We start from the raw sequence: 23932 nt of genomic DNA, 5'->3' as shown, positions 1-23932 counted from the left end.
AAGCACGCCGGCAGCGCGCTTTCCTTTTAAACCCGTGGCTGTTCGAGGCTGATCCGGCCGAATTTACCGGAGCGGAAGTCCCTGAAGATAAGTTCGGCAGTCCTGTCGTAATCAATATTTCCCCCGCTTACAAGGCAGCCTCTTTTCCGTCCAATTGCATCAAAGAGCTCAAGCAGGTCTTCCGGAACATCACTCAGTCCGTATCTGCTCCTGAGAAGTTCAGGATAGGACCGGGCCAGTTCCTTTAACAGAAACGCCGAAGAGTCCTGAAAATCAAAGATTTCCTCTTTTATTGCTCCCGTAAGCGCCAGACGGTAGCCGACAGCCTCGTCATCGAATTTTGGCCACAGAATCCCCGGTGTATCGAGAAGTTCCATTTCCTTACCGACTTTTATCCACTGCTGACTTTTCGTCACTCCGGGTCTGTCTCCGATCCGTGCGATCTTCTTGCTGGCCAGACGATTGATAAGGGTTGACTTGCCCACGTTCGGGATACCGAGAATAAGTGCTCTGACAGCACGGGGGTTCATGCCTTTCCGTTTCATTTTTTCAATCATTCCGGCTGCCTGGACGCGTACTGCGGGGCCGATTCCCTGAACACCTTTACCTTTCTGGGAATCTGCCTCCAGAACATGATGACCCTCTTCCTCAAAGAAAGCCTTCCACGCTTTTGTCACTTCCGGATCAGCGAGATCGGCTTTATTAAGAATGATCATACGCGGTTTTCCGCCTGTTATTTCATCGATCACGGGGTTTCGTGAAGAAAGGGGAATCCGTGCATCCAGAAGCTCAATCACAACATCAATAAGCTTCATTTTTTCTTTTGCTTCACGCTTTGCTTTCGCCATATGGCCGGGAAACCACTGAATGGTCATGACTGACACTCCTAGTTTACAATTCTGAAATCATTAACGGGCCAGAATACAAAATTTGCCTTTCCGACCACTTCATCATAGGGAATCATTCCAATATGGCGGCTGTCCTTGCTGTGCTGGCGATTATCACCCAGTACAAACATGTGGCCTTCAGGCACCGTTTCATATCCGGTCGTTTCCTCCAGTGTAAAGTCTGAAGTAAATGGTCCGGTGCCGGCATTTGCTTTGTACTCGTCAAGATAAGGCTCGTCAACAGCCTCTCCATTTACATAAAGTACATCGTCCTCATAGGCGATCGTATCACCCGGCAGACCAATGACCCGTTTTATATAATCTTTCGTATGTGTAGCGTGGAAAACCACGATATCAAACCTGTCAGGTTCAGATATGTTATAACCGATTTTATTGACAATCATACGGTCGTTATGCTCGAGTGTCGGCATCATGGATTCCCCGTCAACGACGATCGGGGCAAAAAAGAAATACCGGATCACCACAGCTAACAGAAGGGCAACGGCTACAGCTTTCAGCCACTCCCATGATTCAGACTTGGCCATTCATTCTGCCTCCAGTTTGTGAGAATTCCTACAGTAACTCCTCTTTATTGTAAAGGATATCGATACACCGTGCCACACAAAATCAGTTTTGCGAAATAATAAAGATACTGTGTGAGAACGGATTTTGTATTAGACACTGAGTCTCCGAATACGGCTGAATTAAAAAGCTGTTTTCGGAAAGATTGTTGTTTTATTCCGCTGCAGGCGGACGCTTTCACCACAGGCACAAGTGCGACATCCGTTCATGCTTCACGGTGTCTTCTATGCCGCGGGCATCGCTTCAGCAGGGAAGGATTCCTGCTTCTTCCTCTGCGAGTTAAGCTCCGAAGCCGGCTACGTCGAAGCAACTCGACGATTACTCTTGAAGTTAACGCTCGTCGCTGGAGTCGCCGCCTTTCGCTGCATAATAAATTTGGTCAATAACAACAATCCATGCGAACACAGCCATTAAAAAAAGCGCCCTGAAGAAGATCGGCTGATCTTTTCCAGGAGCGCCTCTTTTCTGAATCGATTTAGCGTTCTTTAATTCGGGCAGCTTTACCGCGAAGTGCACGCAGGTAATATAGCTTCGCACGACGTACTTTACCGCGGCGGGTCACTTCAATCTCTGCAAGACGAGGTGAATGTACCGGGAATGTACGCTCGACTCCAACACCGTTGGATACCTTACGAACAGTGAACGTTTCGCTGATGCCGGATCCGCGGCGTTTAATTACAACACCCTGGAAAACCTGGATACGCTCGCGAGTACCCTCAACAACTTTCACGTGCGCGCGGACTGTGTCACCGGCACGGAATACAGGAAGGTCACTTTTCAGCTGATCTTTAGTAATATCGCGAATGATTTGTTCCATTTCTGTTCGCCTCCTTCCTCCAGATGTTCTTGCCCGTCATGCGGACAGCGGAGCATCTTGATCACGTGGCCAAAAACCACAACTTATATATTAGCATACGGGAGCGCCTGAAACAAGATTTATTTACTCTGTTTCTTCTTTCAGGCTTCTGATAAAGGCTTTGTCCTCTTTGGAAAGGTCTGCTTTTTCAAGCATATCAGGCCGTCGTTCAAATGTACGCCTGAGCGCCTGTTCCCTCCGCCATCTTTCAATACGGGCATGATGACCGCTGAGCAGCACGTCCGGCACTTTCATGCCGTCGAATTCAGCAGGCCTGGTGTAATGAGGATATTCAAGAAGACCCGTACTGTGGGAGTCGGTTACCGCACTCGTTTCATTTCCCAGGGCACCCGGAAGCAGTCGGGTGACACTGTCTGCGATCGTGATCGCACCAAGTTCACCACCGGTAAGTACAAAATCCCCTATGGAAATTTCATCAGTTACGAGATGTTCGCGAATTCTTTCATCATACCCTTCATAATGACCGCACAGAAGGATAAGATGATCTTCCTGAGCCAGTTCCTCGGCTTTACGCTGGTCATAGCGCTCACCCTGGGGACAGAGAAGGATCACCCTCGGCTCCTTCTCACCTTCTTTTCGATGAGCCTTTACAGCTTCAAAAAGAGGCTGGGGCGTAAGAACCATTCCCCCTCCGCCACCGTACGGATAATCATCCACGCGGCTGTGACGGTCCTGACTGAAGTCCCTGAAATTGACAACATCGTAGGATACGATCCCTTTTTTCTGAGCCTGTCCGAGAATGGAAGTATGGAACACACCTTCAAACATTTCGGGAAAAAGGGTGAGAACAGTCATTCTCATTCGTCAATCAGTCCTTCCAGAAGTTCTATCGTAATCCTTTTGTTAAGGGGGTCCACATCCTTGACCACTGGTTCAATATAAGGGATCAGGGCATCCTTTTTTCCGGGCCGTTTTACGACCCAGACATCATTTGCACCCGGAGAGAGAATCTCGGCAACAGTACCGATCTCCTCTCCGCCGGCAGTTACGACCCGGCATCCGATAATGTCCCGGTAAAGATATTCCCCTTCCTCCAGATCAGGTTTCTCCGATGCCGGTACCTGAAGGAGCTGTCCCTTAAACTGTTCCACGTCATTCACGTTTTCCAGTCCTTCAAATGTGAGCAGGTCAAACTGCTTATGTTTCCGGGCAGCGGTCACCTTTACTTCTCTGCGGTGATCCTCTCCCGTCTTTATAAACAGGCTGGCTCCCGGTACGTATCTCTCCTCTGGAAAATCCGTACGGGAAATCACGCGGACTTCTCCGCGAATGCCGTGGGTATTGACAATCTTACCCACGTTCAGCCACTCAGTCGTCATCCTGCATGCCGCCTTTACGGATTTCATGAACCATACCGTCTTTTACGACAATCTCAGTACCTTTCATGATTTCCTCCCAGTTGTCCCCTTCTTCCACTTCCTCGATCATCTGAATGGATCCTTCACGCACTTCGGCACCAAGGTCCAATTCATCAAGCTGGGAAAGTTTCAGTTCAAGCTGGCGGATACGCTCTTTACGGCGCTGCATTTCCCGGCGGAAACTTTCTTTCAGTGAGTTCTGATAATTAGCGTTATTTTTAGTGTCTTTCAGCTTCTTATGAAGGACAAATTCAAGCTGCTGAACTTCCTTATTCAGCTGGTACTGCTTAGAAAGAAACTGCTCTTTCAGGCGCGTCTTGCTGTTATCTGTCAGAATCTGCTTCACGACTACTTTTTTCAGGATTTGCACCCTCAACACCTCCGCTTTTTTTGCCCATCACCCCAATATATACGTAAAAAGGGAGAGGTCTCCCCCCACCCTTTACCCGATTTCCAGGTTGATGCGCCTGTTCCTGTTTGCTCCGGCTGCATACACGACAGATCGAATTGCCTTGGCAATGCGCCCCTGTTTCCCGATTACTTTGCCCATGTCATCTGCGTGTACCGATAGCCTGACTGTGAGTGAACGACCTTCGTCGTGTTCAGTGACGCGGACATCTTCAGGATGATCAACAAGGGATTTAGCAATTGTCTCGACTAATTCTTTCATCTCACTCACCTCACGGGGCAGATGTGTAAAAAAGAAGGAGACAGCCCTGCCTCCTTCTTTTCGTCATCTGCTTCTATTTGAAAAGCTTACTTTGCGTTTTTCGCATTGTGAAACTTTTCCATCAAGCCGACGTTTGAGAAGAGGTTACGTACTGTGTCAGAAGGCTTAGCTCCTTCTTCCATCCATTTCAACGCTTTTTCTTCGTTTACGTCAAACTTAACAGGGTTTACCAGAGGGTTATATGTTCCAATCTCCTCGATGAAGCGGCCGTCACGTGGTGAACGGGAATCCGCAACTACTACGCGGTAGAAAGGAGATTTTTTAGCTCCCATACGCTTAAGACGAATTTTAACTGCCATGTGTTTCACCTCCAAATAAAATTCACACAATCCATTTCACACTTAAAGAATGTTATCATAGTCTCCGGCTGTTCACAACCCCCGTAAAGGAAAAAAACTTAACACAGTGAAATTTCCTTATGGAATGCGGGATCAGCAGGGATTTAACGTTACATAAACGGGAATTTCATGCCGCCGAGTCCGCCTTTTTTCTTGCCTTTCTGCATACCGGACATCTGTTTCATCATCTTCTTCATTTCGCCGAACTGCTTGATTAGACGGTTTACATCCTGAATGGATGTCCCGCTTCCTTTGGCAATCCGCCTTCTCCGGCTTGCATTAAGAATCGAAGGGTCCTCTTTTTCGGCTTTCGTCATGGAACGGACGATCGCCTCGATCTGACCGATCTGCTTTTCGTCCACCTGGACATTTTTGAGCCCTTTCATTTTGCCGGCACCCGGCATCATGTTCATAAGCTCGTCCAGCGGCCCCATATTCCTTACCTGAGCAAGCTGTTCAAGAAAGTCATCAAACGTAAGCTCGTTTGTACGCATCTTGCGTTCAAGCTCTTTGGCCCGTTCTTCATCAACATTGGTCTGCGCTTTCTCGATCAGGGTCAGCACATCCCCCATGCCGAGAATCCGGGAAGCCATACGCTCCGGATGGAACGGCTCAAGGGCGTCTGTTTTCTCACCCATACCGGCAAATTTAATCGGTGTACCGGTAACGGCCCGGACACTGAGTGCCGCACCTCCCCGGGTATCACCATCAAGCTTTGTCAGCACAGCGCCGGTAATTCCGAGACGGTCATTAAAGCTTTCCGCTACGTTCACCGCATCCTGACCGGTCATGGCATCGACCACGAGCAGAATTTCATCGGGTCTGGCAACTTCCTTGACTTCATCCAGTTCCGTCATGAGCTCTTCGTCAACGTGAAGACGTCCGGCAGTATCAATCAGCACATAATCGTGATGTTCTTCCTTCGCCCTGGCGATCGCTTCTTTTGCAATTTCAACCGGACTTACCTGATCACCCATGGAAAATACAGGCATGTCCAGCTGCTTACCGAGCGTTTCCAGCTGCTTGATCGCAGCAGGCCGGTAAATGTCCGCCGCTACCATAAGAGGATTGCGGTTATGCTTTTTCCGAAGGTGGTTTGCAAGTTTCCCGGTCGTTGTCGTTTTACCGGCACCCTGCAGACCGACCATCATCACAACTGTCGGCGGCTTCTGGGCTGTGGCGATTCTGCTCTGTTCGCCCCCCATCAGGGCTGTAAGCTCTTCGTTTACGACTTTAACAACCTGCTGTCCGGGCGTGAGCGATTCAAGTACTTCCTGTCCCACAGCCCTTTCTTTTACACGGGCGATAAAATCCTTGACGACTTTAAAATTTACATCCGCTTCAAGAAGGGCCAGTCTGACTTCACGCATCATGACTTTTACGTCAGCTTCAGAAACTTTTCCCTTCCCGCGGATTTTATTTAAAGTCCCCTGGAGCCGCTCCGCGAGTCCTTCAAATGCCATCCGGCTGCCCCCTTTATTCCAGATTCTCCAGTGTTTTCAGGACACGGAGAATAGGTTCGCGTTCCCCGCCGTCCTCTATCAGGGTCCGGAGCTCACTGATGAGTTCACTCCGTTCCTGGTACCGCTTTAACAGCGAGAGTTTATTTTCGTATTCTTCCAGCAATGCTTCCGTACGCCGAATATTATCATACACTGCCTGCCGGCTCACTTCAAAGTGGTCGGCAATCTCCCCGAGAGACCAGTCATCCAGATAATACATCCGCATGTAATTGTTCTGTTTTCCGGTCAGAAGGGACTGGTAAAAATCATAGAGATAATTCATTCGTATCGTTTTGTCGATCACAGGACGCACCGCCTTGTTAAGGTATGATCCTTTACAATCCCTAATATTACAGGACGGCAGGGTGAGTGTCAAGAAAATATCTTGACGCTTGTTTATTCACTTTTTTCGGCCGCTTCTTCGGCTTCCTTAAGTACATCGGCAAACAGACCGTGCACATACTGGTCTGCCTGAAACTCCTGGAGGTCATCCAATCCTTCGCCCAGCCCCACGAATTTAACGGGAATGTCCAGCTCATTACGGATAGCAAGGACAATTCCGCCTTTGGCTGTACCGTCAAGCTTCGTAAGAACAATTCCTGATACATCAGTGGATTTGGAAAACGTTTTTGCCTGACTCATGGCATTCTGGCCCGTAGTGGCATCCAGTACGAGAAGCACTTCGTGAGGCGCATCTGGAATTTCTCGGCTGATCACCCGTTTCACTTTTTCCAGCTCATTCATAAGGTTTACTTTGTTCTGAAGGCGGCCGGCCGTGTCACAAAGAAGCACGTCAGCCTTCTTTGACCGGGCGGACTGTACAGCATCATACATCACCGCGGCCGGGTCGGAGCCTGCCTGCTGCTTCACCACGTCCACACCCGTACGTTCGCCCCAGACTTCAAGCTGCTCGATGGCGCCTGCCCTGAACGTATCACCTGCTGCAAGGACGACCTTTTTGCCTTCTTCTTTGAATTTATGAGCCATTTTTCCGATGGTTGTCGTTTTGCCGACTCCGTTGACACCTACAAACAGAATAACGGTCATGTCGTTTTCCTGCATGTTAAGACCGCCTTCTTCATCATCCTTTTGAAGAAGTTCCGCCAGTTTCTCCGAGATAAGCGGCTGAATGTCCTCTGCTTCACTGATATTTCTACGCTTCGCTTCCTCCCTTAGTTCATCAATCAGCTCCATTACGGTGTGTACACCAACATCGGCGGAAATCAGAATGTCTTCAAGTTCCTCGAAGAACTCCTCGTCTACTTTCCGGTAATCCTTAACAAGCTCATTCATCTGGCCTACAAACGAATCCCTTGTTTTTGTCAGACCGTCTTTAAATTTCGAAGTTACAGAATCGGTCTGAGTAGTGATTTTTTCCTTCAGTTTTTTAAAAAAGCTCATGTCAATTCCTCCAATCAGTTGGCGCCTACAAGGGCTTCCGTTTCTTCAAGTTTTACGCTGACAAGCCTGGATACACCGGATTCCTGCATGGTCACCCCGTACAGGACGTCCGCTTCCTCCATCGTGCCTTTTCTGTGGGTCACCACTATAAACTGGGTCTCCCCGCTGAATTCCTTCAGATATTGGGCAAAGCGTGCCACGTTGGCATCATCAAGTGCTGCCTCCACTTCATCCAGCACACAGAATGGAACCGGTCTTGCCTTCAGGATCGCAAAAAGGAGTGCAATAGCGGTAAGTGCCCGCTCTCCTCCGGAAAGAAGGCCGAGGTTCTGCAGCTTTTTCCCAGGTGGCTGGGCCACGATATCGACACCGGAAGTGAGAAGATCATTTTCATTGGTAAGAACGAGATCGGCCCGTCCGCCACCGAAAAGCTGTACAAAGACCTGTCTGAAATGCCCCTGAATCTGATCAAATGTCTCACTGAAACGCCGGATCATTTCCTCATCCATTTCCTCGATAATCTGAACGAGTGTCGCTTTCGCCGACTCAAGATCTTCTTTCTGCCCCAGAAGAAAATCGTACCGTTCCTTTATACGGTCATATTCTTCAATCGCGCCTGTGTTGACAGTGCCGAGTTCATCAATACCCATTCTGATCAGCTTTACTTTTGTCCGGGCTTCTTCAATGGACAGGTCTATGGCATGCCCTGACCGGGCTGCTTCAAACGTAAGCTCATATTCTCCTTCCAGTTTTGAGAGCCGGTTATCAAGTTCAACCTCGGTCCGGTTTGCAGCAATCTCCGTCTCTTTTACTGCATGATTCATCTGCTGCACAATTCGTTTCTGTTCTTTCAGCTCCCGCTCGGTATCGTCGAGATCCTGCTGGATATTCAGCCGTTCCGATTTGCGCCTGGCAATCAGACGGATGGTCCGTTCCTTCTCGTGACGCTGTTTTTCGATCTGTTCCTCGAGTGTATTTCCGTCATCAGCCTGCGAATCAATTTCGCTCCTGAGCTGATCATATTCCTGCTGCTTACTGTTCAGTTCGTCTGTAACCGACTTCCAGGATTCCCGGACTGTACTCAGCGTTTCCTCTATATAGTGAAGCTGCTCCTTTTCCTTCGTTTCCTGTATTTGAAGTTCTGTTACGATTTTCTGTACCGTTTCCCTCGAAACAGCCTGCTCTTCCCTGGCTGACTGTGCTTTGGCGATTTTTTCATTGAGCTTCCCGGTCTGGGCTTCCGCTTCTGCTATCTTTTCATCAAGCTCCGAGAACCGCTGCTCCCGCTCGGTTCGGTCCCGCGTATATTCATCTTTTTCCTGATCGTAAATACGAAGCCTTTCATTTAAGCTTGAGATTGCCGTCTCGCACTCCCGCAGCCGGTCTTTTTCTTCGTGCTCACGCTCTCTGAGTGCTTCTCCGTCTGCTCTGGCTTTGTTAATCTGCTCCCGGATTGAGGCAAGAACCTCCTTGCGTGAAGCGAGGTCCTGCCGTATGGATTCTGCTTCCTGTTCCAGTTTATCCAGTTTTGAGGAAACTCTCTCCAGTTCCTGCTGTCGTCCAAGAAGCTGGGATTTCTTTCTGTTCGAACTTCCGCCGGTCATGGCGCCTCCGGGATTGACAACGTCACCCTCAAGAGTTACCACTCTGTAACGGTAGCGGAGCAGTCCTGCCAGCTCCGTTGCCTCCTTCATCCCTTTGGCTACAATGACGTTGCCGAGAAGCTGTGCAGCCACCCCTTCGTAGCGGTGATCATAGCTCACAAGATCTTTTGCCACTCCTGCAAAACCCGGGGCCCCCTCAAGTGCTCTTCTGTCACTGTCGCTCAGACTACGGGGCTTTATTACACTCATCGGCAGAAAGGTAGCTCTTCCGAGACGCTTCTGTTTAAGCCATGCAATCGCTTTGCGTCCGGTCACTTCGTCTTTGACAACCACATGCTGCTGTGCAGCACCGAGGGCGGTTTCAATTGCTGTCTGATAATCGGGCTTGACGTCAATCAGCTCGGCCACAGCACCTTCGATCCCCTCGAAAGTCCGGTCACGTTCCTTCAGAATTTCTTTTACCCCCTGAAAGAACCCGGCATAATCGTTCTGCATGTCCTCAAGGATTTCTTTTTTTGAGCGGAGCTGCTCCACGTGCCGATAGGCTTCATAAAGCATGGATTCCTTCTGCCGGTAACTGTTTTCATCCGTTTCCAGCTGGGCCTGTTTTCCGCGGAAAGAAGAGACTGCCGAATCAAGTTCGCGGCGGATCTCCTCAAGCGCGCGGGAACTGTCGCCTTTCTGCCTGCTCAGCTGTTCCCGTTTTTCAATAAGACCTTTATTGTCAGTTTCGAGTCTCTGTTCCTTGAATGACTGTCTTGAGAGCTGGTCTTCAAGATACCTTTTTTCGTTCTTTAAGGCAGCTGCTTCGTTCAGAAATTCTATGTAATCTGCTTTAAGCTGTTCAATTTCCTGCTCACTGTTTCTGCTGAGCTCCTCAAGCTTTTTTCTGTTTCGTTCCAGATCGGTGCGGGTTTGTGAGAGCTGTTCCCGAGCCTGCTCCCCTTCCGCCTCTTTCCGGGCCAGTTTCTCCGAGAGTTCCTCACTCTGCTGCCCGAGACGCACAATCTCCTCCCTGAACTGTTCCCTGTTCCTGATAAAGTTCTTTTTCCGCTCCTGCCATACCTGTTTCCGGCCTTCTTTTTTCTCGAGGTCCTCACTTGCCGAAAGAAGCATTTCCTGCAGCTTCTGGATTGAATCATCATATTCCTGGATATCCTGCTTGAACTGCTCGGCTGCTTCCTCTTTACCGGCCGTTTCCGCCTGAAGGGCAGCTTCCTTTTTTTCAAATAATGCGAGGTTTTCCTTTTCCTGCGTCCATCTCCGGTGAAGCTCTTCTATTTCCTTTACGAAGAGCCCAACCTCCACTTCCTTCAGTTCGGCTTTTTTGTCCAGATAATCCCGGGCGATGTCCGCCTGTTCCCTGAGCGGTTCCACCTGTCCGTGAAGCTCGTGGAGAATATCATCGACGCGGTTCAGGTTGTCCTGTGTATCCGCAAGCTTTTTTTCCGATTTCACTTTTCTTGTTTTGTATTTTAATACTCCTGCAGCTTCTTCAAAGATCTTCCGGCGTTCTTCAGGCTTGCTGCTTAGAATTTCCTCTATTCTTCCCTGGCCGATAATGGAAAAAGATTCCCTGCCTAGTCCGGAGTCCATGAAAAGATCAATAATATCTTTCAGCCGGCACGTCTGGTTGTTAATCAGGTATTCACTGTCTCCCGAACGATACACGCGGCGGGTTACACTGACTTCGCTGTAATCAATTGCCAGATGCTGGTTTTCGTTGTTAAGTGTAAGTGTTATTTCCGCCATATTGAGCGGCTTTCTCGAATCGGTGCCGGAAAAAATAATATCCTCCATTTTTCCGCCTCTGAGGTTTTTTGCTGACTGTTCGCCGAGCACCCAGCGTATGCCGTCCGAGATATTGCTTTTACCGCTTCCGTTTGGACCGACTACAGCAGTCACTCCGGAAACAAAATCTATTGACAGCCGGTCTGCAAATGACTTAAAGCCGACCAGGTCGAGCCGTTTTAAAAACAATGCTATCCACCTCTTTATTTATACCACTAGCTTTTTATTCTTTTCATTTTCTATAAAAGCTCCGCTTCACGCCTTACGCCCGCTTTCCGCGGCGGTGGCGCTGAGCCTCCTCGGGCTGTGCCCTCCGGGGTCTCATCCTGCCAGCCCACTGCCGCAGGAGTCTCGCTTCCGTCGTTCCGCTTCACTCAAATACCATTTTCATTCTCTATCGAAGCTCCGCTTCACGCCTTACGCTCGCTTTCCGCGGCGGTGGTGCTGAGCCTACTCGGGCTGTGCCCTCCGGGGTCTCACCCTGCCAGCCTGCTGCCGCAGGAGTCTCGCTTCCGTCGTTCCGCTTTGCTCAAATACCATTTTCATTCTCTATCGAAGCTCCGCTTCACGCCTTACGCCCGCTTTCCGCGGCGGTGGCGCTGAGCCTCCTGCGGCTGTGCCCTGCGGGGTCTCACCCTGCCAGCCCACTGCCGCAGGAGTCTCGCTTCCGTCGTTCCGCTTCGCTATTATATTTTTTTAATTGTCTATTGAAGCCCGCTTCACCCCTTACGCCCGCTTTCCGCGAGGGTGGCCAGCCGGGGCAGTAATTTATGTTTTCCTTCTCGTTTAGAAATTTCGTTTCCCGCTTCAGGGGTAAGGCTATTTAAGCTTGTAACTTTACTATTTTACCACACTCTGTTTGCCATTTGGAATGACCGGGAACAGCAGGTGGTTAAATTACGAAACCATGTTAGAATAGGAAATGATAAGGATTTGGAACAGGAAAGGACTGACACGATGAAAACCGAGGAACAGGTAAACAGAATGCTCGATGATATTAAGGAAAAACTTCAGATTGTCAATGCAGGTGCGATTAAGGCGAAGGACTTTGATCTGGATAAGTTTGACGACCTGGAGGAAGTTCATGCCCATGTCATGAGCCGGAACAGCTTCAGTGTGAATGAAATGGATGCCATTGTTTCAGAACTTGGCCAGATGAGAAAATAAGTACGACCGCGTCTGCCCTTATGCAGACAAAACGGCCCCCTCCGGAATGGAAGGAGCCGTTTTTTTATATCTGCAAAACTCTGTGCACTTAGTCCCTGGTCAGTTTTTCAAGGGCCTGCTGGGCAGCGTGCTGCTCAGCTTCCTTTTTTGATCGTCCTGTGCCAGTGCCGAGACTTTCTTCATCAAGCCAGACTTCACTTACAAATTCACGGCAGTGAGCCGGGCCTTTTTCGTTAACAATCCGGTATTGGACCTGCCCGTGTCCTTCCCGCTGAATAAATTCCTGAAGCTGGCTTTTAAAATCCATCATGTGGGAAAATGCACCCTGTTTCACTTTCGGATAGACGTTCTCTTCCAGAAAGCGGTAAACGGCATCAAGACCCTGATCAAGATACAGAGCACCTACAAAGGATTCAAATACATCTGCCAGCAGGGCAGGACGGGTACGTCCTCCGGTCATTTCCTCACCTTTGCCAAGCAGGACATACTCCCCGAAATTCAGCTCCCCTGCAAATGCTGCGAGTGACGGTTCGCATACGATGGCAGCTCTGAGTTTGGTCATCTCCCCTTCACTCATTGTATCGAAGGATTTAAAAAGAAACTGTGAGATGGCCAATTCCAAAACCGCATCGCCAAGAAATTCGAGCCTTTCATTGTCATCGTGGGGACGGATCCGGTGCTCATTTACATAGGATGAATGGGTGAAAGCCTGAATAAATAAGTCCTCGTTTTCAAAGTTAAATCCAAGTGACCGGAGAAACTCATTGTACTTCGTTTTCTGTGCTTTGGACATCTGAATCTTTCTGGGCTGCCGTTTCAACCCTTTTTTCCGGATTTTTCGCGACTGTTGCATGAGTACCCCCATCTGTTGTTCCAGTTCGTTGATGATTAATGAAAGCCTGAGTCTGCGTGCTGCGCGGACAAAATCAGGGAGTCCCAAACCAGCAGCAGAATCTCAGGCAAACTGCAGTAAATGTTATTTCTGATTGTCTATGTAAGTGATTACATCACCAACAGTAGCAATTTTTTCAGCATCCTCATCGGAAATTTCAAGGTCAAACTCGTCTTCAAGTTCCATTACAAGTTCCACTACATCCAGGGAGTCTGCACCGAGATCTTCTTTAAACGTTGCCTCTGGTTTAACCTCGGCTTCGTCAACTCCAAGACGCTCGGAAACGATTTTGGCGATTCTATCAAGTGTCGCTGCCATGTCTTTCACCTCCTCTCAAGTCATTATAGGATAATCCGGTCTGCAAAACCAGTACATTTTCGCGTTACATCACCATTCCGCCGTCCACATGAAGCGTCTGTCCGGTCATGTAGCCGGCCCCTTCACCTGCAAGGAAGGTGACCACCTGGGCAACATCGGAAGCGGATCCCAGCTTGCCCAGCGGAATCTGGCCAAGCATAGCTTCTTTTACCTCGTCACTGAGGGCATCAGTCATGTCCGTCTCAATAAATCCGGGAGCAACCGCGTTTACATGAATGTTCCGGTTTGCCAGCTCCCTGGCAAGAGACTTGGTAAGTCCGAGCACGCCGGCCTTACTCGCCACGTAGTTTGCCTGTCCTGCATTTCCAAGCACACCGACCACAGATGAGATGTTGATAATTCTTCCGTAACGCTGCTTCATCATCTGACGGGTTACCGCCTTGGAACAGTTAAACACACCTTTAAGGTTGATATCAATAACGGATTCAAAATCCTCTTCCTTCATCCTCATCACAAGACCGTCTTTTGTAATCCCTGCGTTGTTTACAAGGATCTCAAGACTGCCAAACTCAGCGAGAACGACTTTAACCATATCCTGTACATCTTTTCCGTCTGCTACGTTAGCCTGCACAGTGATCGCCTTCACTCCGTAACTCTCGCACTCTTTTGCTGTTTCGAGAGCACGTTCCTCACTGCCTGCATAATTAATCGCCACATTGGCTCCGTTTTTGGCAAGGTGGATGGCAATTTCCCTGCCAATTCCACGGGAAGCACCTGTAATAAGTGCGTTTTGTCCTTCAAACTGCATCTAGTTCCCCTCCTTCAGTGTCTCTACAGCTGCCATAAGCGTCTCTTCGTCAAACACAGGCAGCACCTTCGCCCGGCGGTTTACTTTCTTCACCAGACCACTCAGCACTTTTCCCGGGCCTGCCTCAATAAACGTATCAACACCTTCATCTGCCAGTGTACGGATCGTGTCCTCCCATAGAACCGGTGAATAGATCTGCTCCACAAGAAGCTTTTCAATTTCCTCCGATCCTTCTGCAGGGCGCGCCGTGACATTGGCAATAACAGGTATCTGCGGGTCTTTGAATGTCAGATCTGCAAGTTCGGACTGCATCTTTTCCGCTGCCGGCTTCATCAGATCCGAATGAAACGGCCCGCTCACATTAAGGGGAAGAACTCTCTTCGCTCCAGCTTCCTTAAGGGCAGTCCCGGCTGCTTTTACACCTTCTGCCGATCCCGAAATGACAATCTGGCCCGGGCAGTTGTAGTTTGCTGCCTGAACAGAACCTGCAGTCTGTGAAACTTCCGCTGTAATTCTGTCAAGCTCATCACGTTCCATGCCAAGTACCGCAGCCATTGTTCCCTGCCCCGCAGGCACAGCTTCCTCCATCAGCTGACCGCGTTTACGGACAGCACGGCAGGCGTCTTTGAACGATAAGCTTCCCGCTGCCACAAGAGCCGAATATTCTCCGAGACTGTGGCCGGCCGCAAAGTCAGCTTTAATTCCTTTTTCCTTAAGAACCTCCCAGATCGCCATACTCGCTGTCAGAAGAGCCGGCTGCGTATTTTCCGTCCGTTTCAGCTCATCTTCGGTACCCTGGAAGATCAGGGCCGAGAGTGAAAACCCAAGTGCTTCATCCGCCTCGGAAAAGATTCTCCCCGCCTGTTCGTACTTGTCTGCAAGTTCCTGTCCCATTCCGATTTTCTGGGACCCCTGACCTGGAAATAACACTGCTGTTTTACCCATTTCCCGGTTCCTCCTTATCGGATCTGATCTCCTGCGCTATGAGATCGACCACATTTTCCTTATACATTGTTCTTGCCTGGCGGATTGCACTGAAAATTCCCTGTGCATCTGATGACCCGTGGGCTTTTATCACAGGTGCATTCAGCCCGAACAGGCCGGCTCCCCCATACTCGGAATAATCCATCTTCTGTTTAATTTTCCTGAAAGAAGGTTTAAGCACGCCGGCTGCCAGTTTGTTCTTAACGGATGAGGTCAGTTCTTCTTTCAGCAGGGAAAACATGGACAGTGCCGTTCCCTCGATGGATTTGAGCACGAGGTTACCGGAAAAACCGTCACACACGACAACATCCGCTGCACCGTCCAGCAGATCCCTCGCTTCCACGTTTCCAACAAAATTGAGCTCTGTCTGCTGCAGCTGCTGGTACACGTGTTTTGTCAGATCATTTCCCTTACCGGCCTCGCCTCCGACATTCAACAGGCCGATGCGGGGCTTTTCAATATCTCTTACCTTCTCCATGTAGATGCTGCCCATTGTGGCGTACTGAACCAGGTGGGAAGGTTTCGCATCCATATTTGCCCCTACATCAAGAAGAAGAAATCCATCCCCTCCCAGTGTTGGAAGCATAGGTGAAAGGGCCGGTCTCTCAATTCCTTTTATTCGTCCTACTACAAGGAGCCCCGCCGTCATATAAGCCCCTGTGTTACCTGCCGAGATGGACGCATCTGCCCGTCCGTCTTTTACTTCCTGAACAGCGCGGACCATGGAGGAATTCTTCTTTCTTCTCACCGCTCTTACAGGGGAGTCCGTGCTTGAAATGATCTCATCTGTATGCTCTACAGCAACTCTGCTGTTTTCATTTATGTACTGGCGGATATTTTCCGAGTCACCAAAAAGCGTAACTTCAAGATCGTCATAGGTGCGAAGGGCTTTTTCCACCCCTTCGATAACAGCCTTTGGGGCATGGTCGCCTCCCATCGCGTCAATTGCCAGTTTCATTGCGATCTCCTTCCTTTTCCTCTGAATACGGCTGGCGGAACATGGCAAACTCTCCGGAAAAAACGAGTTCCTGTTCCACGTAACTGCTGACTTCCACATATGTGCGGCCTTCCCTGATTCCTGTTACCACCGCTTTGGCTACAACTCTCTCACCCTGTTTCACCTGTCTCTTAAAGGAAACGCTTGATTTTACGGTAAGGGCAAGTTCGTCATCAATTACAGCCACAGCGAGGGAATTCGCCTGGGCAAACAGGTGGTGGCCCCTTGCAATGCCTGTACGGGAAAACACGTGTTCTTCCCGGATATCGAGGATGGATATGGCATACTCATCAAGCTCGAGATCCACCATTTCACCAATAACTTCTTCAAGGGCAAGAGCTTTTACAGTATCGTACTGCTGCCTTGCAACGTCTTTTATCCGTTCTCTTACTTCAGGTATATTCAGTTCAAGCCGGTCGAGCCTGATTGTCTGCACACTGACACCAAAGGAGTCGGCAAGTGCATCATCCGTGACAAACGGATTCTTTTCAATCTCTTCCTTCAGTTTGGGCTGCCGGTCCTTTTTTGACAGTTTCATCTATATATTCACTTCCAGACAGTAACTCCTAAATGGAATCATAGGTTATTTATATGACTAGGTACTAACAGTAGTATATAATTGCCGGTTGCAGTTTTCAAGTAAATAAATAAACCCCTCATTGATCCAGCCTGGCGTCTGTACACTGCCGGAAATACGGCGGAGAGAGAGGTTACAGGACAGGGAAAACAGCGGATCTGCCCCGTCAGTCCAGACGCTCCATTTCAAACACGCCTTCTTTTTCAAGCCAGTCCCTCAAACCTTTATAATCCCCTGATGTCCAGAAAGCATCTGATTCCACAAGCCTGGCCGCATCCTGCCTGGCCACTTCAAGAACACGGTAGTCATGAACAAGGTCGGCAACCTTGAATTCCGGCAGCCCGCTCTGTTTACGGCCGAAGAAATCCCCGGGACCGCGAAGCTCGAGATCACGTTCGGAAAGTTCAAATCCGTCGTTTGTCTCCGTCATCACACGCATCCGTTCTTTCCCTGTTTCTGACTTCGGGTCGGCAAGCAGGATGCAGTACGACTGTTCACTCCCTCTCCCGACTCTCCCTCTCAGCTGGTGAAGCTGTGCGAGTCCGAAACGTTCGGCATCATAAATTACCATCAGGGTAGCATTTGGAACGTTTACACCAACCTCCACTACTGTAGTGGAGACGAGGAGACGGGTCCGGTTTTCGGCAAAGGCCTTCATCACTTCATCCTTTTCCTCCGGGTCGAGTCTTCCGTGCATCAGCCCGCAGGCGAAGTCAGGGAGGGCTTCCGTAAGCTTTGCATGGATATCAATCGCGTTTTGTACATCCAGCTTATCCGATTCCTCGATCAAAGGACAGATCACATAAACCTGATGCCCTGCACGCATCTGCTTTTCCATAAAAGCAAGGACACGGGCAAACATATCAGGTCTCGCCCAGTAGGTTTCAATTGGTTTACGCCCTTTCGGCATTTCATCGATCACAGATACGTCCATATCGCCGAAGACCGAGATTGCAAGTGTACGGGGGATAGGAGTGGCCGTCATAAACAGAACATCGGGAAACAGCCCCTTTTCCCTGAGAACTCTGCGCTGGTTCACACCGAACCGGTGCTGTTCGTCAGTGATTACGAGACCGAGGTTCTGAAAATCCACTCCATCCTGGATGAGTGCGTGGGTGCCGATGAGAATATCCGTTTTTCCCGAAGCAAGGTCCCCAAGGATTTCTCGCCGCTCCTTAACCCGTGAACTGCCTGATAGAAGTCTCACCGTAATCCCTTCAGAAGCGAGAAGCGACTGGAGAGATTCGGCGTGCTGCTCCGCAAGAATTTCAGTCGGCACCATCAGTGCTCCCTGAAACCCTGCTCTGACACAGGCAAAAAGGGCGATGGCAGCGACTACCGTTTTACCCGAGCCCACGTCCCCCTGGAGAAGACGGTTCATTCTGTAGCCGGAACGCAGATCTTTCAGTATCTCATTTTTCACCTTCTCCTGAGCTCCGGTAAGAGGGAACGGGAGACGCTTCACAAACGCCTCCACATCTTCATCGGCAAACTGCCGGCTCTGCCCTTCCGTCTGTTCCCGCTCCTGCTTCCTGAAGGTCTGCATTTTCAGCTGAAAAAGAAGCAGCTCCTCATATACCATCCTTCTTTTTGCCTGTTTAAGGCTCTCCGGGGAGGAAGGAAAATGGAGCTGCCTGATCGTTTCCTTTCGCTCCATCAGTTTATAGGCTCTGATCAGCTGTTCAGGGAGCGTTTCTTCAATTTCACTGCCGCAGAGATCCATCGCTTCTCTGATCCACTTTTTCAGTGCAGACATTTTCAGATCGCCCTTCAGCGGATAAACAGGGTCAAGCCCCTGTTCTTCTGCCTGCTTTTTTGCTGTCATAACTGCAGGTGTCAGCTGGGCGCGGTTCCGGTCCCATTTACCTGTTACGACCACTTCCTCTCCAAGGACGAACTTGGATTTCAGATAATGCTGGTTGAAAAAAACAGCCTGAATAAGAAGACCGTCCACAAGGAGACGGACTGTAAGTCGTGATTTCTTTTTTCCGTAAAACCGGAGTGCGGGTTCACTGTGAACGATTCCTCTCACTGTTGCCCGTTCATCGTGGGCAATTTCCTCCAGCGGCCGGACTGCATAGTCTTCATGCCGGAACGGAAAGTGTTCAAGGAGATCTCCAATTGTATGTATGCTCAGGGAGGCGAGAAGCTCTGCCGAGCGTTCTCCCACTCCCTTAACTTCACTTACCGGCTGCATCAGCTTCACGGTCAGCGCGGCTTATCACCGAAGATTTCCTTTTGCAGACGCCGGCCTGTCGGTGTCGCCGCTAGCCCCCCTTCAGCGGTTTCTCTCAGAGCTGACGGCATTGTCTGTCCGATCCGGTACATGGCGTCGATTACTTCATCTGCAGGGATTCTGCTTTCAATACCCGCAAGTGCGAGATCTGCTGAGACAATGGCATTTGAAGCACCGGCTGCATTACGTTTTACACATGGTACCTCCACCAGGCCTGCAACAGGGTCGCAGACAAGTCCGAGCATGTTCTTAAGTGTAATTGCCATGGCTTCAGCACTCTGTTTCGGAGTGCCCCCTGCCATTTCAACGGCTGCTGCTGCAGCCATGCCGGCGGCGGATCCCACTTCAGCCTGACATCCCCCTGCTGCCCCAGAGATTGACGCATTGTTTGCCACTACAAATCCGAATGCCCCGCTCGTAAAAAGAAAACGGAGCATATCTTCCCGTTCCGGTTTCAGTTTTTCCTTAAGACTGAACAGGACACCCGGAACTACGCCGGCGGAACCTGCTGTCGGTGTGGCACAGATCGTTCCCATAGCTGCATTCACTTCGTTTGTGGCCATTGCCTTTGCCACCGCATCGAGGAGAAGCGGGCCCGCAAGCGTGTCATTGGTCTGGATATACTCATAAAGCTTTTTGCCTGCTCCTCCCGTAAGGCCGGAAACAGACTTGACCTGTTCCTTAATCCCCCGCTCAACCGCCTGTTCCATGACAGTGAGGTTCCGGTCCATCTGGGCAATGACTTCTTCCCGTGTCCGGTTGTGGATCTCCATTTCCTGTTCAATCATCACCTCGGAAATGGGAATGTTTCGTTTCTCTGTGATTTCCAGCAGTTCTTTGACGTTATGAAACATTGACTGTCCCTCCCTAGTCATGAATTTTCGTTACTTTTTCGATTGAAGCAAGGGTACCAATTTCAGCGAGCAGCTCTTCATCAACATTCTGATCCACTTCAATGACCATAAGAGCCTCTTTCCCTTTATCTTTTCTCGACACTTCCATATGACCGATATTAATTTCGTTTTCTGCCAGAAGTGCTGAAACAGACGCAATCGCACCGTAGCGGTCATTATGGACAACGAGAATGGCAGGGTGGTTTCCGCTGAGCCGTAGCTTGAAGCCGTTCAGCTCCTTTACTTCCACTTTCCCGCCGCCAATGGATATGCCCATAAGCTCCATCTGTTCTTTTCCTTTCCCGAGACGGATTTTCACGGTATTCGGATGATCGTGCTCGTCTTCTTCCTCTATAAATGTCACTTTGATTCCCCGTTCCTCTGCAAGTTTTATCGCTTCCGGAATACGGGTGTCGTGAGTATCGAATCCGAGAATCCCCCCAACGAGTGCCACGTCCGTGCCATGCCCCTGATAGGTTTTGGCAAACGAACCGTAAAGGTGTATGTCGGCCCGCTCCGGCTCTGTCTGAAACAGGTGACGTGCCACCAGGCCGATTCGTGCTGCTCCGGCTGTATGGGAACTTGAAGGTCCTACCATTACCGGACCGATAATATCAAAAACACTTCGGAATTTCATGGTGCCTCTCCTCCTCTGCGTGCCCGTCCCCGGTCCGCCGAGGAGGCACGTTCTATTATTCCGTATTTGTCTCTATCGTAACAAATCACAGTGAAAAACACTATGTCCCCGTCCATGGAAACGCTGACAGTGATGCATATAAAAAATCCTCCCTTTACAGGCAGGATTTTTTATATCAGTCAGCTTTCATAACCGAGATGGAAACAGTGCCCGGACCCACGTGAGCCCCGATGACAGGACCGATCGTTGTTATGACCGTGGATCGTACATCCAGGTGTTCCTTTGCCCTGGAAGCCAGGTCTTCCGCAGCCTGCTCTGCGCGTGCATGGGATAGACCTATATGAACCGGACTGCCGCCGGCTGCCTTTTCGAGCTCGGCAATTATCTTTGATACTGCTTTTTTGGAACCTCTGGCCTTATCTGCAGGATACACTTCCCCTTCCCCGTTGAGGGAGAGTATCGGCTTGATTTTCAGAAGTGAACCGAGAACAGCCGAAGCCTTCCCGATCCGACCGTTCTTTTCGAGATACTCCAGTGTATCAACCATAAAATAAACAGCTGTGTTCGAAAGAAGTTCATCCAGACGGGCAAGACATTCGTCTTTTCCTGCTCCATCCTTTGCCATCCGGGCGATTTCAGTAACGATGATGCCAATCGCATAGGAGGCTTTTTTTGAATCAACGACCGTAACATCCACTTCACCTTCAAGCTCCTGTGAAGCAATCACGGCAGATTGATATGTTCCGCTCAGCCTCGATGAAAGATGAATCGAAATAATGGACGAATAACCGTCCTCCGCAAATGAGCGGTACTGTTCCTCAAATTGGAAAGGGGTTGGCTGGGATGTGCTTGGCATAAGTTCGGAGTTGCCGAGTTTTTCGTAAAACTCATCCGGACTGAGGTCTACCCCGTCTTCATATGTGTCGCTTCCGAAATGAACTTTCAGTGGTACGACCGAGATATTAAGTGCCTCGATCAGTCCCTGCGGCAGGTCCGCTGTTGAATCTGTAACAACCTTAACGTTTCCCACACAATCAGCCCCTAATTTTTATTCTACGGAAATAATGTAGGAGTACAGTGGCTGGTCTCCCTTATGAATTTCAACCTCAATATCCTCGTATTTATCCTCCAGGAAGGATGCCAGTTCCTCTGCTTCTTCCTCTTCCCGGTCCTCACCTGTAATAATCGTTACGATTTCATTGTTTTCATCCACCATCCGGACAAGCAGCTCCCGGGCTACTTCCTGAACTGAAGGGCCGGTTGAAATTATCTCTTTTCCTTCAATACCCATGAAGTCGCCTTTCTTAATCGCCGTACCATTTAAACTGGTATCACGTACAGCATACGTAACTTCCCCGGTTTTCACGTCCGCCATAGCTCCGGTCATGGCTTCACCGTTTTCCTCAAGTGAAGCTGCAGGGTTAAAGGCAAGCAGCGCCGCGAGTCCCTGAGGTACTGATTTGGATGGGACTACAGTCACTTTCTCCTCCACAACATCATCAGCCTGCTGTGCGGCCATCACGATGTTTGAGTTGTTTGGAAGAAGTATGATTTTTTCAGCATTGGCTTCCTTAATTGCTTTTACGAAGTCTTCAGTGGAAGGATTCATTGTCTGTCCACCCTGAATGACACCTCCGGCCCCAAGGCCTTTAAAGAGTGAGGCAATTCCTTCACCCATTGCTACCGTAATCACTGCATATTCCTGTTTTTCGGCTGCAGGCCGGCGGCCGGCGGCAGAATCCTGCTTTTTCATCTCATCTTCAAGAATGGTGGTGTGCTGTTCGCGCATGTTCTCAATCTTAACGTGAGTCAGCCCTCCATACTTCTGGGCTTCCGTTATGACATGCCCCGGATGCTCTGCATGAATGTGAATCTTAAGTAGATCCTCATCCGATACGACCAGAAGAGAATCACCGTATTCGCTCAGCTTATTACGGAAAGCGTCTTCATTGTAAGGGTTTTCATTGGTTTTCTCGGCTTCGAACCTCACCATTACTTCCGTACAGTAGCCGAACTCAATATCCTCTGTGGCCATGTGACTCTGAGCGGACTGATGATGCTCTACTTTAACGAGCTCGTCCATTGAAGGGCTCTGCTGAATGGTGGAAGACGCTTTTTCCCCTTTCAGTACTGCGAGGAATCCCTCGTAGATCGTGACAAGTCCCTGACCGCCCGAATCCACAACGCCGACTTCCTTAAGAACCGGTAAAAGATCAGGCGTCCGTTTTAAGGATTCCTTTGCTTCTTCAAGCACAGCGCTCATCACTTCAACAGCATCTTCAGTCGTTTCAGACTTCTGAACCCCCGTCCGTGCTGCATCTTTCGCAACCGTAAGGATCGTGCCTTCAACCGGTTTCATTACGGCCTTGTAAGCCATCTCCACCCCGTGTTCGAAAGCTTTCCCCAGATCTTTTCCGGACAGGACTTCCTTGCCTTCCACGGATTTTGAAAAACCGCGGAAAAGCTGGGACAGAATAACTCCGGAATTACCCCGGGCCCCCATGAGCAGCCCTTTTGCAAATGCGCCGGCCACTTTTCCCACATGATCCTCAGAAGAAGCACGTACTTCCTTTACACCGGATGTAATGGTTAAGTTCATATTTGTACCTGTATCCCCGTCGGGCACGGGAAAAACATTCAGGGCATCAATTGCCTTGGAGTTGTCTGACAGGTTATTTGCACCTTCTATAATCATCTGGGCAAATTTCTTTCCTTTAATTGCTTCGTTACTCACTGATGTTCCTCCTAACTCTGGACCTATGGATTGGTTACCCGCACACCCTGCACAAAGATGTTTACAGAATCCACGACCAGTCCGAGCATCTGCTCAAGCTGATATTTCACTTTAGACTGCACATTATGGGCAACCTCAGAGATTTTTGTGCCGTAGCTTACAATTATGTACATATCAATCTGCACTTCGTCATTTTCTTCCCGAATAACGACACCTCTGCTCAGATTTTCTTTTCCCAAAAGGTCTGTAATGCCGTCTTTCAGCTGCTTTTGTGATGCCATACCGACTATACCGTAACAATCAATAGCTGCACCGCCTGCGATCACAGCCACAACGTCTCTTGATACATCAATGTTTCCGTAATTTGTCTTCATTTCGATCGTCATGCCAAAAGCCTCCTTTTGGTTTTGCCCTACAGGCTATCGTCATTTTACTATACTCTCCCCTATTTTGAAAGAAAACCTTGCAATTTCTCCATTTTACTCCCTATTCCCCTTCAATCCCTGTTCTACACCGCCTCTTTATATGGTGTAAAGAGATTTTCCTTGATAAACTGATTTGAACACTTGAATTATGAAAATCGGTATGCTAAGATTTATTAGTATTTATTGCAGATGAA

25 protein-coding genes are annotated in these 23932 nt (G+C 49.4%); 1 reads left to right on the top strand and 24 read right to left on the bottom strand.

Annotated elements, in window-relative coordinates; translation table 11 throughout:
- Positions 1–26 precede the first annotated feature (26 nt).
- From ylqF to smc, 12 genes are all read right to left on the bottom strand, one after another.
- Positions 27–875 carry a ribosome biogenesis GTPase YlqF gene (ylqF, locus tag FGB90_RS02480; RefSeq protein WP_138808985.1) on the bottom strand — a complete coding sequence of 283 codons (849 nt, stop codon included), beginning with the start codon at positions 873–875 and terminating at the stop codon, positions 27–29.
- Positions 876–886: 11 nt separating this feature from the next.
- Positions 887–1432: a signal peptidase I gene (lepB, locus tag FGB90_RS02475; RefSeq protein ID WP_138808984.1), complete on the bottom strand. Its 546-nt coding sequence runs from the start codon at positions 1430–1432 to the stop codon at positions 887–889.
- 512 nt (positions 1433–1944) lie between these two features.
- Positions 1945–2286: a 50S ribosomal protein L19 gene (gene rplS / locus FGB90_RS02470; RefSeq protein WP_138808983.1), complete on the bottom strand. Its 342-nt coding sequence runs from the start codon at positions 2284–2286 to the stop codon at positions 1945–1947.
- Between the two features lie 123 nt (positions 2287–2409).
- Positions 2410–3147 carry a tRNA (guanosine(37)-N1)-methyltransferase TrmD gene (gene trmD / locus FGB90_RS02465; protein WP_138808982.1) on the bottom strand — a complete coding sequence of 246 codons (738 nt, stop codon included), beginning with the start codon at positions 3145–3147 and terminating at the stop codon, positions 2410–2412.
- Positions 3144–3665 carry a ribosome maturation factor RimM gene (rimM, locus tag FGB90_RS02460; RefSeq protein WP_138808981.1) on the bottom strand — a complete coding sequence of 174 codons (522 nt, stop codon included), beginning with the start codon at positions 3663–3665 and terminating at the stop codon, positions 3144–3146. The genes trmD and rimM overlap by 4 nt, the downstream gene beginning before the upstream one ends.
- A complete protein-coding gene (locus FGB90_RS02455; protein WP_138808980.1) occupies positions 3655–4074 on the bottom strand; it encodes a YlqD family protein in 420 nt (139 codons plus the stop codon). Before FGB90_RS02455 ends, rimM begins: the two co-directional genes overlap by 11 nt.
- 72 nt (positions 4075–4146) lie before the next feature.
- Positions 4147–4374 carry a KH domain-containing protein gene (locus FGB90_RS02450; RefSeq protein ID WP_138808979.1) on the bottom strand — a complete coding sequence of 76 codons (228 nt, stop codon included), beginning with the start codon at positions 4372–4374 and terminating at the stop codon, positions 4147–4149.
- An 86-nt stretch (positions 4375–4460) separates the two neighbouring features.
- Complete coding sequence (rpsP, locus tag FGB90_RS02445) at positions 4461–4733, bottom strand: 30S ribosomal protein S16 (protein ID WP_138808978.1); 273 nt, start codon at positions 4731–4733, stop codon at positions 4461–4463.
- Positions 4734–4882: 149 nt separating this feature from the next.
- Positions 4883–6235: a signal recognition particle protein gene (ffh, locus tag FGB90_RS02440; RefSeq protein ID WP_138808977.1), complete on the bottom strand. Its 1353-nt coding sequence runs from the start codon at positions 6233–6235 to the stop codon at positions 4883–4885.
- Positions 6236–6248: 13 nt separating this feature from the next.
- Positions 6249–6557, bottom strand: coding sequence for a putative DNA-binding protein (locus tag FGB90_RS02435; RefSeq protein WP_246056081.1), 309 nt, complete (start codon positions 6555–6557; stop codon positions 6249–6251).
- A 113-nt stretch (positions 6558–6670) separates the two neighbouring features.
- A complete protein-coding gene (gene ftsY, locus FGB90_RS02430) occupies positions 6671–7675 on the bottom strand; it encodes a signal recognition particle-docking protein FtsY (protein WP_138808975.1) in 1005 nt (334 codons plus the stop codon).
- A gap of 14 nt (positions 7676–7689) precedes the next feature.
- A complete protein-coding gene (gene smc / locus FGB90_RS02425; protein WP_138808974.1) occupies positions 7690–11259 on the bottom strand; it encodes a chromosome segregation protein SMC in 3570 nt (1189 codons plus the stop codon).
- A 744-nt stretch (positions 11260–12003) separates the two neighbouring features.
- Here smc and FGB90_RS02420 point away from each other — a divergent pair.
- The gene (locus FGB90_RS02420; protein WP_246056023.1) at positions 12004–12237 is read left to right on the top strand and encodes a DUF1128 family protein; all 234 of its coding nucleotides are present in this window, start codon (positions 12004–12006) and stop codon (positions 12235–12237) included.
- Positions 12238–12325: 88 nt separating this feature from the next.
- On the opposite strand, the gene rnc is transcribed toward FGB90_RS02420, so the two are convergent.
- The 12 genes from rnc to FGB90_RS02360 form a co-directional block, all read right to left on the bottom strand.
- Complete coding sequence (gene rnc / locus FGB90_RS02415; RefSeq protein WP_138808973.1) at positions 12326–13090, bottom strand: ribonuclease III; 765 nt, start codon at positions 13088–13090, stop codon at positions 12326–12328.
- 123 nt (positions 13091–13213) lie between these two features.
- Positions 13214–13447 carry an acyl carrier protein gene (gene acpP, locus FGB90_RS02410; protein ID WP_110517611.1) on the bottom strand — a complete coding sequence of 78 codons (234 nt, stop codon included), beginning with the start codon at positions 13445–13447 and terminating at the stop codon, positions 13214–13216.
- Between the two features lie 64 nt (positions 13448–13511).
- Positions 13512–14255 carry a 3-oxoacyl-[acyl-carrier-protein] reductase gene (gene fabG, locus FGB90_RS02405; protein WP_138808972.1) on the bottom strand — a complete coding sequence of 248 codons (744 nt, stop codon included), beginning with the start codon at positions 14253–14255 and terminating at the stop codon, positions 13512–13514.
- Positions 14256–15200: an ACP S-malonyltransferase gene (gene fabD / locus FGB90_RS02400; RefSeq protein WP_138808971.1), complete on the bottom strand. Its 945-nt coding sequence runs from the start codon at positions 15198–15200 to the stop codon at positions 14256–14258.
- On the bottom strand, positions 15193–16197 hold the full coding sequence (gene plsX, locus FGB90_RS02395; RefSeq protein ID WP_138808970.1) for a phosphate acyltransferase PlsX: 1005 nt from the start codon (positions 16195–16197) through the stop codon (positions 15193–15195). The genes fabD and plsX overlap by 8 nt, the downstream gene beginning before the upstream one ends.
- Positions 16181–16774, bottom strand: coding sequence for a transcription factor FapR (gene fapR, locus FGB90_RS02390; RefSeq protein ID WP_138808969.1), 594 nt, complete (start codon positions 16772–16774; stop codon positions 16181–16183). Before fapR ends, plsX begins: the two co-directional genes overlap by 17 nt.
- Before the next feature lie 205 nt (positions 16775–16979).
- Complete coding sequence (gene recG, locus FGB90_RS02385) at positions 16980–19010, bottom strand: ATP-dependent DNA helicase RecG (RefSeq protein ID WP_138809945.1); 2031 nt, start codon at positions 19008–19010, stop codon at positions 16980–16982.
- A gap of 11 nt (positions 19011–19021) precedes the next feature.
- A complete protein-coding gene (gene sdaAA, locus FGB90_RS02380; RefSeq protein WP_138808968.1) occupies positions 19022–19903 on the bottom strand; it encodes an L-serine ammonia-lyase, iron-sulfur-dependent, subunit alpha in 882 nt (293 codons plus the stop codon).
- 13 nt (positions 19904–19916) lie between these two features.
- Positions 19917–20579 carry an L-serine ammonia-lyase, iron-sulfur-dependent subunit beta gene (gene sdaAB, locus FGB90_RS02375; RefSeq protein ID WP_138808967.1) on the bottom strand — a complete coding sequence of 221 codons (663 nt, stop codon included), beginning with the start codon at positions 20577–20579 and terminating at the stop codon, positions 19917–19919.
- Positions 20580–20754: 175 nt separating this feature from the next.
- The gene (locus FGB90_RS02370) at positions 20755–21609 is read right to left on the bottom strand and encodes a DegV family protein (RefSeq protein ID WP_138808966.1); all 855 of its coding nucleotides are present in this window, start codon (positions 21607–21609) and stop codon (positions 20755–20757) included.
- Between the two features lie 18 nt (positions 21610–21627).
- Positions 21628–23313, bottom strand: a complete 1686-nt coding sequence (locus FGB90_RS02365) for a DAK2 domain-containing protein (protein WP_171051668.1) — start codon at positions 23311–23313, stop codon at positions 21628–21630.
- A gap of 23 nt (positions 23314–23336) precedes the next feature.
- Complete coding sequence (locus FGB90_RS02360; RefSeq protein ID WP_110517592.1) at positions 23337–23699, bottom strand: Asp23/Gls24 family envelope stress response protein; 363 nt, start codon at positions 23697–23699, stop codon at positions 23337–23339.
- Between the last annotated feature and the right edge of the window lie 233 nt (positions 23700–23932).

The organism is Alteribacter natronophilus, assembly GCF_006007885.1.
In the GTDB taxonomy this organism is placed as follows: Bacteria; Bacillota; Bacilli; order Bacillales; family Salisediminibacteriaceae; genus Alteribacter; species Alteribacter natronophilus.
The sequence above is the reverse complement of the archived record's forward strand: the minus strand, read 5'-3'. Positions and strand labels throughout refer to the sequence as shown.